Origin of the sequence: Streptomyces sp. sk2.1 (genome assembly GCF_008120935.1) — a bacterium.
Taxonomy (GTDB): Bacteria; Actinomycetota; Actinomycetes; order Streptomycetales; family Streptomycetaceae; genus Streptomyces.
This window is the reverse complement of the sequence record NZ_RDBO01000020.1, coordinates 775,272-789,807: the sequence shown is the minus strand read 5'-3', so window position 1 is coordinate 789,807 and position 14,536 is coordinate 775,272. Positions and strand designations below refer to the sequence as shown.

Annotated in this window: 12 protein-coding genes; 9 read left to right on the top strand and 3 right to left on the bottom strand. The window is 70.8% G+C overall.

Annotated features, from left to right (window positions below):
• Window positions 1-12 precede the first annotated feature (12 nt).
• The 3 genes from EAO76_RS07045 (at window position 13) to EAO76_RS07035 (ending at window position 2,169) form a co-directional block, all read left to right on the top strand.
• The gene (locus EAO76_RS07045; RefSeq protein WP_148834397.1) at window positions 13-636 is read left to right on the top strand and encodes a cell division protein SepF; all 624 of its coding nucleotides are present in this window, start codon (window positions 13-15) and stop codon (window positions 634-636) included.
• A 71-nt stretch (window positions 637-707) separates the two neighbouring features.
• Window positions 708-992 carry a YggT family protein gene (locus EAO76_RS07040; RefSeq protein ID WP_148834395.1) on the top strand — a complete coding sequence of 95 codons (285 nt, stop codon included), beginning with the start codon at window positions 708-710 and terminating at the stop codon, window positions 990-992.
• A 49-nt stretch (window positions 993-1,041) separates the two neighbouring features.
• Complete coding sequence (locus tag EAO76_RS07035; RefSeq protein WP_148834393.1) at window positions 1,042-2,169, top strand: DivIVA domain-containing protein; 1,128 nt, start codon at window positions 1,042-1,044, stop codon at window positions 2,167-2,169.
• Window positions 2,170-2,293: 124 nt separating this feature from the next.
• Here the strand turns inward: EAO76_RS07035 and ileS are convergent, their stop codons facing one another.
• Window positions 2,294-5,476 (bottom strand): isoleucine--tRNA ligase, encoded by a 3,183-nt coding sequence (gene ileS / locus EAO76_RS07030; protein ID WP_148834391.1) that lies wholly within the window; start codon window positions 5,474-5,476, stop codon window positions 2,294-2,296.
• Window positions 5,477-6,053: 577 nt separating this feature from the next.
• Here ileS and EAO76_RS07025 point away from each other — a divergent pair.
• The 6 genes from EAO76_RS07025 to EAO76_RS07000 all read left to right on the top strand — a co-directional run bounded on the left by EAO76_RS07025 (window position 6,054) and on the right by EAO76_RS07000 (window position 11,520).
• Window positions 6,054-6,944: a TraR/DksA C4-type zinc finger protein gene (locus EAO76_RS07025; protein WP_148834389.1), complete on the top strand. Its 891-nt coding sequence runs from the start codon at window positions 6,054-6,056 to the stop codon at window positions 6,942-6,944.
• Window positions 6,945-7,001: 57 nt separating this feature from the next.
• Window positions 7,002-7,592, top strand: coding sequence for a signal peptidase II (gene lspA, locus EAO76_RS07020; RefSeq protein WP_148834387.1), 591 nt, complete (start codon window positions 7,002-7,004; stop codon window positions 7,590-7,592).
• Between the two features lie 24 nt (window positions 7,593-7,616).
• On the top strand, window positions 7,617-8,558 hold the full coding sequence (locus EAO76_RS07015) for an RluA family pseudouridine synthase (protein WP_148834385.1): 942 nt from the start codon (window positions 7,617-7,619) through the stop codon (window positions 8,556-8,558).
• Window positions 8,555-9,034: a GNAT family N-acetyltransferase gene (locus EAO76_RS07010; RefSeq protein WP_148834383.1), complete on the top strand. Its 480-nt coding sequence runs from the start codon at window positions 8,555-8,557 to the stop codon at window positions 9,032-9,034. The genes EAO76_RS07015 and EAO76_RS07010 overlap by 4 nt, the downstream gene beginning before the upstream one ends.
• A 260-nt stretch (window positions 9,035-9,294) precedes the next feature.
• A complete protein-coding gene (locus EAO76_RS07005) occupies window positions 9,295-10,881 on the top strand; it encodes a Na+/H+ antiporter (protein ID WP_148834381.1) in 1,587 nt (528 codons plus the stop codon).
• Window positions 10,882-10,950: 69 nt separating this feature from the next.
• Window positions 10,951-11,520, top strand: a complete 570-nt coding sequence (locus EAO76_RS07000) for a dienelactone hydrolase family protein (RefSeq protein WP_148834379.1) — start codon at window positions 10,951-10,953, stop codon at window positions 11,518-11,520.
• Between the two features lie 51 nt (window positions 11,521-11,571).
• Here EAO76_RS07000 and EAO76_RS06995 read toward each other — a convergent pair whose 3' ends face one another.
• Both EAO76_RS06995 and EAO76_RS06990 read right to left on the bottom strand, forming a co-directional pair.
• Complete coding sequence (locus tag EAO76_RS06995) at window positions 11,572-12,540, bottom strand: zinc metalloprotease (RefSeq protein ID WP_148834377.1); 969 nt, start codon at window positions 12,538-12,540, stop codon at window positions 11,572-11,574.
• Window positions 12,541-12,856: 316 nt separating this feature from the next.
• Window positions 12,857-14,518 (bottom strand): alkaline phosphatase, encoded by a 1,662-nt coding sequence (locus EAO76_RS06990; RefSeq protein ID WP_148834375.1) that lies wholly within the window; start codon window positions 14,516-14,518, stop codon window positions 12,857-12,859.
• Between the last annotated feature and the right edge of the window lie 18 nt (window positions 14,519-14,536).

Sequence of the window (14,536 nt, the reverse complement as noted above, 5' to 3'; positions counted from 1 at the left end):
AGGACTCGGAGCATGGCCGGCGCGATGCGCAAGATGGCGGTCTACCTCGGCCTCGTGGAGGACGATGGGTACGACGGTCCGGGGTTCGACCCCGACGACGAATTCGAACCCGAGCCGGAGCCCGAGCGGGACCGGCGGCGGCACCAGCCCGCGCATCAGGTGGAGCGGGACCGCGAACGGGAGCGGGAGGAACCGGTACGAGCGGTGCAGCCCCCCGCGCAGCGGGAGCCGGTTCAGATCCCGGCGGAAAGGGAGCGACCCGCCCGGATCGCTCCCGTGGCATCCATCACACCTGAACGTCCGAACATGGAGAAGAACGCACCGGTGATCATGCCCAAGGTCGTGTCCGAGCGGGAGCCCTACCGCATCACCACGCTGCACCCCAGGACCTACAACGAGGCCCGTACCATCGGGGAACACTTCCGTGAGGGCACTCCGGTGATCATGAATCTCACGGAGATGGACGATACGGACGCCAAGCGACTTGTCGACTTTGCCGCGGGCCTCGTCTTCGGTCTCCATGGCAGCATTGAGCGTGTGACGCAGAAGGTGTTCCTGTTGTCGCCTGCTAACGTCGATGTCACGGCGGAGGACAAGGCCCGCATCGCTGAGGGCGGATTCTTCAACCAGAGCTGAGAACACGACAACGGGAACAACCCCGGCCGTGGGGCCGGAGCTACGAGAGCCAGGGGAGAGGGAAGCGCGAAATGGGCGTCGCAGTGCAAGTTGTCTATGTCGCGCTGATGTGTTTCCTCATCGTGCTGATCTTCCGGCTGGTCATGGACTACGTCTTCCAGTTCGCGCGTTCATGGCAGCCCGGCAAGCCGATGGTGGTCATACTTGAGGCCACCTACACTGTCACCGATCCACCGCTCAAGCTTCTGCGGCGGTTCATCCCGCCGCTGCGTCTCGGGGGCGTGGCACTCGACCTGTCCTTCTTCGTTCTGATGATCATCGTCTACATCCTGATCAGCATCGTGATCAGGCTGTGAGCGATACGGTCTTGCCGACTGCCGACGACTACGTAGAGGTGAAGAAGAGATGCCGCTGACTCCTGAGGACGTGCGGAACAAGCAGTTCACGACCGTCCGCCTCCGAGAAGGCTATGACGAGGACGAGGTCGATGCCTTCCTCGACGAGGTCGAGTCCGAGCTGACCCGCCTGCTCCGTGAGAACGAGGATCTGCGCGCGAAGCTGGCCGCCGCAACGCGTGCCGCCGCGCAGAACCAGCAGCAGGGCATGCGCAAGCCGGAGCCGCAGGACAGGCCCGGCGCACCCGTGCCCGCCGCCATATCGGGACCGCCGGTCCAGCAGCAGCCCCCGCAGATGGGTCCCCCCCAGCTGCCCGGTGGTGCTCCGCAGCTGCCCGCCGGCCCCAGTGGTCACGGTCCTGGTCCCCAGGGCCCGCACGGCCCCGGCCCGCAGGGCCCGCACGGCCCCGGTCCGATGCAGGGCGGTCCCATGGGCGGCCCGATGGGCGGCCCCATGGGCGGTCACGCCCCGCAGCAGCAGATGCAGCAGATGCAGCAGCCGCAGATGCAGCAGCCCGGTCAGGGCCCCGGCGGCGACAGCGCCGCCCGTGTTCTCTCGCTCGCGCAGCAGACGGCCGACCAGGCGATCGCGGAGGCCCGTTCCGAGGCCAACAAGATCGTCGGCGAGGCGCGCAGCCGCGCCGAGGGCCTGGAGCGGGACGCCCGTGCCAAGGCGGACGCGCTGGAGCGGGACGCGCAGGAGAAGCACCGCGTGGCGATGGGCTCGCTGGAGTCGGCCCGCGCGACGCTGGAGCGCAAGGTCGAGGACCTGCGCGGCTTCGAGCGCGAGTACCGGACCCGTCTGAAGTCCTACCTGGAGAGCCAGCTGCGTCAACTGGAGACCCAGGCCGACGACTCGCTGGCCCCGCCGCGGACCCCGGCGACCGCCTCGCTGCCGCCGTCGCCCTCGCTGGCTCCGGCCGGTGCGGGTGCCATGGGCCACACCATGGGCGGTGGCAACCCGCCGATGGGTGGCGGCAACCCGCCCATGGGCGGTGGCCCCTCGTACGGCGGTCAGCAGCAGATGTCGCCGGCGATGACGCAGCCGATGGCGCCGGTGCGGCCGCAGGCCCCGCAGCCGATGCAGCAGGCTCCTTCGCCGATGCGCGGGTTCCTGATCGACGAGGACGACAACTGAGCCGGGTACGCGCGATGAGCGCGTAGCCGTCGGCAGGCTGAGGGCCGGGCCCCGGGGTTTCCCCGGGGCCCGGCCCTTTTGCCGTGGGTGGGACGGGCCCGCCGGGCCCCTCCGGTGTTCCGGGCTACTGCTCCGTCTTGCGGAGGCGGAACGTCAGGGCCAGGCCCTCGTCCGTGAACGGCTCGCCGTACGCCGCGTCCGCCTCGCCCTGTGCGTAGTCCAGGGCCAGGACCTCGTCCGCGATCAGGGCGGCGTGCTCGGTCAGCGCCTCCACCGTGGCGGGGGAGGACGACGTCCAGCGGACGGCGATGCGGTCCGCCACGTCCAGGCCGCTGTTCTTGCGGGCCTCCTGGATGAGGCGGATCGCGTCACGGGCCAGGCCCGCGCGCCGCAGCTCCGGCGTGATCTCCAGGTCCAGGGCGACCGTCGCGCCCGAGTCGGACGCGACCGACCAGCCCTCGCGCGGCGTCTCGGTGATGATCACCTCGTCCGGGGAGAGGGTGACCGTCTCGCCGTCCACCTCGACGGAGGCGGTGCCCTCGCGCAGGGCCAGCGAGAGGGCCGCCGCGTCGGCGTTCGCGACCGCCTTGGCCACCGCCTGGACGCCCTTGCCGAAGCGCTTGCCGAGCGCCCGGAAGTTGGCCTTCGCGGTCGTGTCGACCAGCGAGCCGCCCACCTCGGAGAGCGAGGCCAGCGAGGAGACGTTCAGCTCCTCGGTGATCTGGGCGTGCAGTTCGGGGGAGAGCGTCTCGAAGCCGGCCACCGCGACCAGGGCCCGGGACAGCGGCTGACGGGTCTTGACGCCGGACTCGGCGCGGGTGGCCCGGCCCAGCTCGACCAGCCGGCGCACCAGCGCCATCTGCGTGGAGAGGGCCGGGTCGATCGCCGCCGGGTCCGCCTTCGGCCAGGTGGACAGGTGCACCGACTCGGGGGCGCCCGGGGTGACCGGGACGACGAGGTCCTGCCAGACCCGCTCGGTGATGAACGGGGTGAGCGGGGCCATCAGCCGGGTCACCGTCTCGACGACCTCGTGCAGGGTGCGCAGCGCCGCCTTGTCGCCCTGCCAGAAGCGGCGGCGGGAGCGGCGCACGTACCAGTTGGACAGGTCGTCGACGAAGGCCGACAGGAGCTTGCCGGCGCGCTGGGTGTCGTACCCCTCCAGGGCCTGCGTGACCTGGTCCACCAGCGCGTTCAGCTCGCTCAGCAGCCAGCGGTCCAGGACCGTGCGGTCCGCCGGGGCCGGGTCGGCCGCGGAGGGGGACCAGTCCGACGTACGGGCGTACAGGGCCTGGAAGGCGACCGTGTTCCAGTACGTCAGGAGGGTCTTGCGGACGACCTCCTGGATCGTGTTGTGGCCGACGCGGCGGGCCGCCCACGGGGAGCCGCCGGCCGCCATGAACCAGCGCACCGCGTCCGCGCCGTGCTGGTCCATGAGCGGGATCGGCTGGAGGATGTTGCCCAGGTGCTTGGACATCTTCCGGCCGTCCTCGGCGAGGATGTGACCCAGGCAGACCACGTTCTCGTACGAGGACTTGTCGAAGACCAGGGTGCCGACCGCCATCAGCGTGTAGAACCAGCCGCGGGTCTGGTCGATGGCCTCCGAGATGAACTGCGCCGGGTAGCGGCTCTCGAAGGTCTCCTTGTTCTTGTACGGGTAGCCCCACTGCGCGAACGGCATCGAGCCCGAGTCGTACCAGGCGTCGATGACCTCCGGGACGCGGCGCGCCTCCAGCTGGCAGTTCTCCTGCGAGCAGGTGAACGTGACCTCGTCGATGAAGGGGCGGTGCGGGTCCAGTCCGGACAGGTCGGTGCCGGTGAGCTCGCCGAGCTCGGCGCGGGAGCCGACACAGGTGAGGTGGCCGTCCTCGCAGCGCCAGATCGGCAGCGGGGTGCCCCAGTAGCGGTTGCGGGACAGCGCCCAGTCGACGTTGTTGTTCAGCCAGTCGCCGAAGCGGCCGTGCTTGACGGAGTCCGGGAACCAGTTGGTCTTCTCGTTCTCCCGGAGCATCCGGTCCTTGACGGCGGTCGTGCGGATGTACCAGGACGGCTGCGCGTAGTAGAGCAGCGCGGTGTGGCAGCGCCAGCAGTGCGGGTAGCTGTGCTCGTACGGGACGTGCCGGAAGAGCTTGCCGCGGGCGGCCAGGTCCTCGGTGAGTGCCTCGTCGGCCTTCTTGAAGAAGACGCCGCCGACCAGCGGGAGGTCCTCCTCGAAGGTGCCGTCGGGACGGACCGGGTTCACGACCGGGAGGCCGTACGCCTTGCAGACCAGGAGGTCGTCGGCGCCGAAGGCGGGGGACTGGTGGACCAGACCCGTACCGTCCTCGGTCGTCACGTACTCGGCGTTGACGACGTAGTGCGCCTCTGCCGGGCTGTTTCCGTTGCTTCCCTCGCCGACGCTCGGGAAGTCGACGAGGTCGAAGGGGCGCTCGTAGGTCCAGCGCTCCATCTCGCGGCCGGTGAAGGTCTCGCCGGTGGTCTCCCAGCCCTCGCCCAGCGCCTTCTCGACGAGCGGCTGCGCGACGACCAGCTTCTCCTCGCCGTTCGTCGCGACGACGTAGGTGACGTCGGGGTGCGCGGCGACGGCGGTGTTGGAGACCAGGGTCCAGGGGGTGGTCGTCCAGACCAGGAGCGAGGCGCTGCCGGCGAGCGGGCCGGAGGTGAGGGGGAAGCGGACGAAGACCGACGGGTCGACGACCGTCTCGTACCCCTGTGCCAGCTCGTGGTCGGACAGGCCGGTGCCGCAGCGGGGGCACCAGGGGGCGACGCGGTGGTCCTGGACCAGCAGGCCCTTGTTGAAGATCTCCTTCAGCGACCACCAGACCGACTCGACGTACTCGGGGTCCATCGTGCGGTACGCGTTGTCGAGGTCGACCCAGTAGCCCATGCGGGTCGTGAGCTCGGCGAAGGCGTCCGTGTGCCGGGTCACGGACTCGCGGCACTTGGCGTTGAACTCGGCGATGCCGTACGCCTCGATGTCCTTCTTGCCGTTGAAGCCCAGCTCCTTCTCGACCGCGAGCTCGACCGGCAGGCCGTGGCAGTCCCAGCCCGCCTTGCGGCCGACGTGGTAGCCCTGCATGGTGCGGAAGCGGGGGAAGACGTCCTTGAAGACGCGGGCCTCGATGTGGTGGGCGCCGGGCATGCCGTTGGCGGTGGGCGGGCCCTCGTAGAAGACCCACTCGGGGCGGCCCTCGGACTGTTCGAGGGTCTTGGCGAAGACCTTGCTCTCGCGCCAGAAATCGAGCACGGCGTGCTCCAGCGCGGGCAGGTCGACCTGGGCGGGAACCTGGCGGTACTGCGGCGATGTCATGGGCGGACTTCCTCCGGCGGACGTTTTCCACTTCCGTCGGAGGGACGAGAGCCTCGTCGACTCCCGCGGTACCACCCTCCTTGGCCCCGGGCATGCGCCCGTGGCCCCCTCATTGGGGCGCGATGTCGGTTCTACTCGCCCTGCGCCCGTGGGCGGAGCCCACTGGTCAGAGCTTTCTTCCGACGGCTCCGGGTGATCTTCACGGCACGCTCGCCCCCGGGCTTCCACCGTCCCCGGGTCGCTCCTGGCTGCGTATGACGCTACTCGTCCCATCCACGCCTCTCGCTGTGGCAAGTGTAAGGGCCCTCGCGGGCGGCGGCCGACCGGTTTTGCGGCGGGAGGGGGCATGACCCGAATGGCCAGACGGGCGCGGACGCGGCGGAGCCCGCCGAGCGGTTCCTGGTCGCGGCCCCCGAGGCACCGATGCAGTTCAAGGCACAACGGATTCAGGCAGGTCGGAAACCCGACGTGGGGAGGAGCGATTCGGCGGTGTGCCCCGTTGCCGCGGGACTGGGGTCGATTTATCGTCCCAGCACGATTCGCGTGCAAGATCACAATATGTGAAGGGGTCGCGGCCATGGTGGCGAAGAAGACCGCCGCGAAGAAGACGGCGCCTGCGAGATCCACGGGCGCGGCGGCCGGGACGACCGGCACACGGGCGGATGTGAAGACCCTCCCGGAACCCGGACCCCGGGAAGCGACGGCGGGGAGTACCGCCGGGACCGCCGGAAAGAAGACGGCGACGAAGAAGTCCGCCGCGAAGAAGACCGTCGCGAAGAAGACCGCGGCGAGGAAGAGCGCGACAGGGAAGAGGCCGGCGTCCGCCGAGCACGCGGACGCCGGGCACGGGCCGCCGGCCGGCAAGGCGCCCGCGAAGAAGGCCGGGACAGGCCGGAGCACGGCCGCGAAGGCCTCGAAGGAGGCCGCCCACGCGGCCACGGTGGCGGCCGAGTCCGCCGAGCAGACGGGAGCCCACACGGTGGTAACCAAGAAGAGCGCGGCCCGGACCCGCACCGTCGACGGGGCCCCGGCCCCCGTGCCCCCGGCCCGTGGGACCGCCACGACGGCCCCCGGCGAACTGGCGGTCCGGCCGGGCGAGGATCCCTGGACATCGGACGAGGTCGCCGAGGCGCGGGCCGAGCTGAGCAGCGAGGTCATGCGGCTGCGCAGCGAGATGGAGGCCGCCAGCGCGGCGCTCGCCGGGCTGATGCGCGACTCCGGCGACGGCGCGGGCGACGACGACGCGGACACCGGCACCAAGAACATCACCCGCGAGCACGAGATGTCGCTCGCCGCCAACGCGCAGGAGATGCTGGAGCAGACCGAACGGGCCCTGGCCAGGCTGGACGCCGGGACGTACGGGCTGTGCGAGGTCTGCGGCAAACCGATCGGCAAGGCCCGGATGCAGGCGTTCCCGCGGGCCACGCTCTGTGTCGAGGACAAGCAGAAGCAGGAGCGCCGAGGTTGAACCGCGCGGTGTGTCGTACCCTCGTCCTCAGTCAGGAACCTAGGTTGAGGGACTCACGTGGCAGAGGCGGAGCGCATCATCGGTACGCCGGACATCCCCGAGACTGAGGGGACCGAGGAGACCGGGAGCGAGGACCGGGCCGGGGAGACGACCCCCGCGCGGGGCAAGCGGAAGATCATGGTGCTCTTCGGGGTGGCCGTGTTCGCCTACCTCCTCGACCTGATCAGCAAGATGATCGTGGTCGCGAAGCTGGAGCACCAGGAGCCGATCGAGCTCATCGGCGACTGGCTCCAGCTCAGTGCGATCCGCAACCCCGGGGCCGCGTTCGGCTTCGGCGAGGCGTTCACCATCATCTTCACCTTCATCGCGGCGACCGTGATCGTCGTGATCGCCCGCCTCGCCCGCAAGCTCTACAGCCTGCCCTGGGCCATCGCGCTCGGTCTGCTGCTCGGCGGTGCGCTCGGCAACCTCACCGACCGCATCTTCCGTTCCCCGGGAGTCTTCGAGGGCGCGGTGGTGGACTTCATCGCCCCCGCGCACTTCGCCGTCTTCAACCTGGCCGACTCCGCGATCGTCTGCGGCGGCTTCCTGATCGTGATCCTCTCCTTCAAGGGCCTGGACCCCGACGGCACCGTGCACAAGGACTAGTGGGCGCAAGGCATACTCGATCAGGTGAGTACGCATCCCGAGGTCCGCACCCTGCCCGTACCCGACGGCCTGGAGGGCGAGCGCGTCGACGCCGCCATTTCCCGGATGTTCGGTTTCTCCCGCACCAAGGCCGCCGAGCTGGCCGCCGCAGGGAAGGTGCAGGTGGACGGCTCGGTGGTCGGGAAGTCCGAGCGGGTCAGGGGCGGTGCCTGGCTGGAGGTGGAGATGCCGCAGGCGGCCGCCCCGGTGCAGATCGTCGCCGAGCCCGTCGAGGGCATGGAGATCGTGCACGACGACGACGACATCGTCGTGATCGTGAAGCCGGTCGGCGTCGCCGCCCACCCGAGCCCCGGCTGGACCGGCACGACCGTCATCGGCGGTCTCGCCGCGGCCGGCTACCGGATCTCGACCTCCGGCGCCGCCGAGCGCCAGGGCATCGTCCACCGCCTCGACGTCGGCACCTCGGGCCTGATGGTCGTCGCCAAGTCCGAGCGGGCCTACACCCTGCTGAAGGCGCAGTTCCGCGACCGGGTCGTCGAGAAGAAGTACCACGCGCTGGTCCAGGGCCACCCGGACCCGATGAGCGGCACCATCGACGCCCCCATCGGCCGCCACCCCAACCACGACTACAAGTGGGCCGTCACGGCCGAGGGCAAGCCCTCCGTGACGCACTACGACCTCATCGAGGCGTACCGCGCCGCCAGTCTCCTGGACATCAAGCTGGAGACGGGCCGCACGCACCAGATCCGGGTGCACATGTCCGCCCACCGCCACCCCTGCGTCGGCGACCTCACCTACGGCGCCGACCCGACGATGGCCAAGCGCCTCGGCCTGACCCGGCAGTGGCTGCACGCCGTCCGGCTCGGCTTCGAGCACCCGGCCGACGGCCGCTGGGTGGAGTTCGCCAGCAGCTACCCGGACGACCTCCAGCAGGCCCTGGACAAGATCGCGGCGGAGAGCCGGTGAGTGGCGGCCCGGCCGTCCCGTACACCGCGCGCACCGCTGCCGGCGAGCAGGATCTCGCGGCCTGTTTCCAGGTCCGCAAGGAGGTCTTCGTCGTCGAGCAGGAGGTGCCCGAGGAGATCGAGTACGACGTCCACGACGCCGACGCCGTCCATGTGATCGCCCTCGCGGCGGACGGCACGGCGCTCGGGACCGGGCGGCTGCTGCACGGGGCGGCCGCCGCCGGCCGGACCGGGGGCGACGCGGCCGTCGGCTCGCTCGGCAGGCTCGCGGTGATCAGGGCGGCACGCGGCCTGGGCGTCGGCGCCGCACTGGTCCGGGCCATCGAGGACGCGGCCCGCGGACTGGGCCTGACCGCCGTCGACCTGCACGCCCAGACCCACGCCCTCGGTTTCTACGAGCGGCTCGGGTACGTGGCGTACGGGCCGGAGTTCCCCGACGCCGGGATGCCCCACCGGGCGATGCGGCGCGCCCTGTAGCCGGTTCGCGCGGAGCCTCCTCCCGCCGGGGCCGGCCGGGCGGCCTCGCTCGGCGAGCGGGGCCGCCCCTTTTCCCCCGTCTTCCCTCCGCCGCGCCGAGCCGTCCCGCGACGACGAACCGGTTGCGGAGACATCGGAGGAATTCGGGGCGAATGGCGGGAAGAAGGGGGGTGTTGTCCGGATTGCGCACCCGACGTGGCAGGCTTTGAGCCGGCCCGCCGGTCGAGTGAACCGGCTCCCCGTGCTCCGGAAGGCGTCCCGTGGACCAGATGGCACTGCTCCTCCTGCTGCTGCTCGGGGCGGTGATCACGGTGCCGCTCGGGGAGCGCCTGGGGCTGCCCGCACCGGTTCTGATGACGCTCGCCGGAGTCGGCATGGCGTTCGTCAGCTTCGTGCCGAACGTGGACATACCGCCCGAGATCATTCTTCCGGCACTGCTGCCGCCGCTGCTCTACGCCTCGGTGCAACGCACCTCCTGGCGGCAGTTCGCCGCCAACAAACGACCGATCTTTCTGCTGGCCGTCGCCCTGGTCTTCGTCACCACGGCCGCGGTCGCCGCGGTCGCCAACGCGATAGTCCCCGGGCTGCCCATCGCCGCCGCCGTGGCGCTCGGCGCGCTGGTCGCCCCGCCCGACCCGGTCGCCGCGACGGCCGTCGCGGGATCGGTCGGGCTGCCTCGCCGGCTCGTCTCCATCCTGGAGGGCGAGGGGCTGTTCAACGACGTGACCGCGATCGTGCTCTACCACGTGGCGATCGCCGCCGCGGTGAGCGGCACCTTCTCGCTGCCCGAGGCGTTCGGACTGCTGGTCCTCTCCGCGGTCGTCGCCGTGGCGGTGGGCCTCGTGCTGGGCTGGCTCACGATCAAGCTCATGGGCCTGCTCGGGGACGCCACGCTCCAGGTCGGCCTCACCCTGCTGGTGCCGTTCGTGAGCTACGTGCTCGCGGAGGAGCTGAAGGGGTCGGGCGTCCTGGCCGTCCTCACCACCGCGCTCTTCCTCGCCGAGCACACCGCCGACGCCGACGACGTGCTCGGGCGGCTCACCGGCCGCAGCTTCTGGGAGATCGTCGACACCCTCGTCACGGGCGTCGCCTTCGGCCTGATCGGTCTCGAACTGCACAACGTCTTCGGGACGTCGGACGGGCGGGAGCTCCGGATGCTGGGCTGGGGCCTGGCCGTCGTCGCGGTCGTCGTCGGGGTACGGCTGCTGTACCTGCTGCCCGCGACCTGGCTCGCCAAGCGGCTGCACACCCGGCGCGACGTCAGCGAGGAGATCCCGACCAGCTGGCGGGAGACCGTCGTGATGTGGTGGTCCGGGATGCGCGGGGTCGCCTCGGTGGCGCTGGCACTCGCGATCCCGCTGAAGACGGACGACGGGCAGCCGTTCCCCGGACGCGACGAGATCGTCTTCATCGCCTTCTCCGTGATCATGGCCACGCTCGTCGTGCAGGGGCTCACGCTGCCGTGGCTGGTGCGCAAGCTCCACGTCAAGGCGGACACCGCGGCCGAGGAGGCGCTGGAGAAGGACCTCGCGATCCGCGCCGCCCGGGCCGCGAAGCAGCGGCTGAAGGAGATCCGGGCGGAGGAGGACTTCCCGGAGGAGGTCGCCGAGCGGTTGCAGCGGATGGCGTACGACATGGGGGCGCGGATCAGCCCCGACATGGTCGACGACGAGCGCCGCGAGGCGTACGCGCAGCGTGCCGAGCGCTTCAAGGCGATCAACCGGGTCCAGCGCGAGATGATGTCGGCCGCCCGCCACGCGGTGCTCTCGGCCCGCAACGAGGCGGGGACGGATCCGGAGATCGTCGACCGGGTGCTGCGGCAGCTGGACGTGCGCAGTCTGCGGTGAGCCGGGGAGCGGCCGGCCTCCGGGGACCGGCGGGATCGGGGGCCCGGTCGCAACTGGCACCATGGCCCCATGAACATCATGCTCTTCCACTCGACGTACGGCCTGCGCCCCGCGGTGCACGCGGCCGCGGACCGGCTCCGCGCCGCCGGACACGAGGTGCAGGTGCCCGACCTCTTCGAGGGCCGCACCTTCGACACCGTCGAGGAGGGCATGGCCTTCAAGGAGGAGGTGGGCAAGGACGAGCTGCTCAGGCGGGCCGTGCTCGCCGCCGCGCCCTACTCCGAGCGGGGCCTGGTGTACGCGGGCTTCTCGTTCGGGGCCTCCACCGCGCAGACCCTGGCGCTCGGTGACGCGAAGGCCCGCGGGCTGCTGATGTTCCACGGCACCTCGGACATCGCCGAGAACGCCTCGGTGGACGAACTCCCGGTGCAGCTGCACGTCGCCGACCCGGACGCGTTCGAGACGCACGACTGGCTGAACACCTGGTACCTCCAGATGCGGCGGACCGGGGCCGATGTCGAGATCTACCGCTACCCGGGCGCGGGGCACCTCTTCACGGATCCCGAACTGCCCGATTTCGACCGGGCGTCGGCCGAGCTGGCCTGGAAGGTCTCGCTCGGTTTCCTCGCCACGCTGTGACCGCGCGACGGGCCCCGCGCGCCGCGGGGCCCGTCGCGGGTGCGGAGCGGATCAGCCCCGGTAGGCGGTCCAGCTGTCGTTCATGCGCTGCACCTGACCCGTCGTGAACTGGGTCATGCACGAGTCGTAGGTGTAGTCCATGAAGTTGTGGATCGGGTCGACGCCGGGCTTCTTGGTGCAGGTGTCGCTACCGGTCGGGCACGCGTACGCGGGGCTCTTCTCGGCCGGGGTGTCGTCCACGTAGTCACCGTTTCCATTGCAGCCGCCCTGGAAGGTGTGGTAGAGCCCCAGCCAGTGGCCGACCTCGTGGGTGGCGGTGTCGCCCTGGTTGTAGTTGGTGGCGGAGCCGCCGGGCAGCGAGCTGTCGAGGATGACGACGCCGTCGTCCGAGGGGTTGGACTTGTACGAGCTGGGGAAGGTGGCCCAGCCCAGCAGTCCGCCGCCGAGGTTGGCGGTGTAGATGTTGAGGGCGTTCGCGCCGCCCTTGCGCAGCGAGGACTTCATGGCCTTCTCGGCGGCGGAGCCCGGGGAGACGCCGTCGTACCAGGCGCTGTTGTCCGTGTAGTCCGTGCCGGCCAGCGTGTACCGGAAGCCGGAGTCGGTGTTGCCGGTGCCCTGCCCCGCGTAGGCGTCGTTCAGGACCTTCATCTGGCTGTCGATGTCGGCCGCGCCGAGCTTGCCGGTCGTCCCGGAGTGCACGACGTGGAAGTACACCGGGATCGTGGCGCCCGCGGCGAGCGAGGGGCCGTTGACCCGCCGGTCCGCGAGTCTCTGCTTCAACTGCGCGTCCATGGCCTTGGCCTGGGCCGCGGTCACCTCGTTGGGGTCGTCGGTGTGGGCGGTGCCCGAGGGGCGGGCCTCGCGGGCCGTGGCGGAGGTGCCCGTGTCGTCCGCGCACTTCTGGGCGGAGGCCGCGGAGGTCTTGGCGGCGGCGGAGGCGGTGGAGCCGGAAGGAGCGGAGAGCGGCGCCAGGGCCAGGGTTCCGGCCAGGACGGCGGTGCCGATCGCACGGTTACGCATACGCGGCGATATACGGGCAAGAGTGCGCACGGAGACTCCTCGCGGATGTGTCGGGGGAGGCGTTTCCTCACCCGCCGCCGGGAGATTACGTGCGCATGCCATACGCGGAAGAGGAACGATCAAGCCCAATCGAGCATTCGTCAAAGGGTGGAAAACGGGATGAATCTTTCTCCCGGTTCCGGAGTTTGAGACGGCGACGTAACCGTGGGCGTTACCTCGGCGGGTGGTGTGTCCCCATTCGAGCCATGGGGCACACCACCCGCCGTGACGACGTAATCCACCGTCAACATGCGAGAGGGTGGCTGAAAATGATCCCTCAGAGCACCGGGCGGTCCACCCGCTCGACCTTCTGCGTCCCGCTGAGCGTCCGGTACGAGCGCGTCCAGGTGGACGTCGCGTCCCGCTTCGTCCGGTCGGAGACGGCGTAGTAGTCCATCTGCGAGCGCTCGGCGGTCACGTCGAGGACCCCGTAGCCGTGCGAGTCCATGTCCACCCACTTCACATGGCGGTTGGCCGCCCTGACCGCGGCGGCCGCGACCACCGAGACCGTGTGCGGCGCCACGTGCAGGATGTCGTCGATGTTGTCCGAGGTCACCGACGTCACCACGAACTCGGTGGCGGCCGAGGCGGAGAGCGGATACGTCGCCGCCTTCACCGGGACGTCGTTGGCCCACGCCATGTGGATGTCACCGGTCAGGAAGACCGTGTTGGTGATCGACCGGTCCCGCAGGTGCGAGATCAGCTCCTTGCGGTCGTCCGTGTAGCCGTCCCACTGGTCGACGTTGACCGCGAGACCCTCCTTGGGCAGCCCCAGCAACTCGGCCAGCGGCTCCAGCAGATGCGCGGGCACGGAACCGAAGGCGACCGGCGAGATCATCACCGACGTGCCGACCAGCTTCCAGGTGGCGTCCGATCCGGCCAGCCCCGACTTCAGCCAGTCCAGCTGCGCCCGGCCGGTGATGGTGCGCTCCGGGTCGTCGACCGCGCCGTCGCCGATCTTCGCCTGTTGGGAGCGGAAGCTGCGCAGGTCGAGGAGGTGGAGGTCGGCCAGGTTGCCGAAGCGCAGCCGCCGGTAGACGGTGCCCTCGGTGGAGGTGCGGACCGGCATCCACTCGAAGTACGCCTGCTTGGCGCCCGCGACCCGGTCCGCCCAGGCGCCCTCCGTGCCCGGGGTGTGGTTCTCCGCCCCGCCCGACCAGGTGTCGTTGGCGAACTCGTGGTCGTCCCAGATCGCGATCACCGGGTGGGTGGCGTGCAGGTTCTGGAGGTCGGTGTCCGTCTTGTAGTTGCCGTGCCGGGTGCGGTAGTCGGCGAGGGTGAGGATCTCGTGCCTCGGCTCGTGCGGCCGCACGACGTACTTCGCGTCCGGGTAACTGCCCGAGGCGTACTCGTAGATGTAGTCGCCGAGGTGGAGCACGGCGTCGAGGTCGGCGCGGGCGGCGAGGTGGCGGTACGGGGAGAAGTACCCGGCCTCCCAGTTGGCGCACGACACCACGCCGAACCGGACACCGGACGTGGCCGCCCCGGCCGCCGGAGCCGTCCGGGTCCGGCCGGTCGGCGAGACGGTCCCCGCGCCGTCCCCCGCCATGAAGCGGAACCAGTACGTGGTGGCGGGGGCCAGGCCCCGCACATCGGCCTTGACGGTGTGGTCGGACGCGGCCCGCGCGACGGTGGTGCCCCGCGCGACGACCCGCGCGAAGCCCTTGTCCTCGGCTATCTCCCAGCGCACCGCGGTGTCGGCGCCGAGGCCCGAGCCCGGTACGGCGTCCGGGGACGGGGTGATGCGGGTCCACAGGAGGATGCCGTCGGGGAGCGGGTCGCCGGAGGCCACGCCGTGCAGGAAGGCGGGGCCGGCCGCGGCGTGCGCGGCCGTGGCGGCGCCCAGCACGGGGGCCGCGACGGCGGTGGCGGCAGCGGCCTTGACGACCGTGCGGCGGCTGGGGGAGGAGAGCGGCGGGAAACTCTGGTGACTGGTCACGGACAAAAATCCTACTGG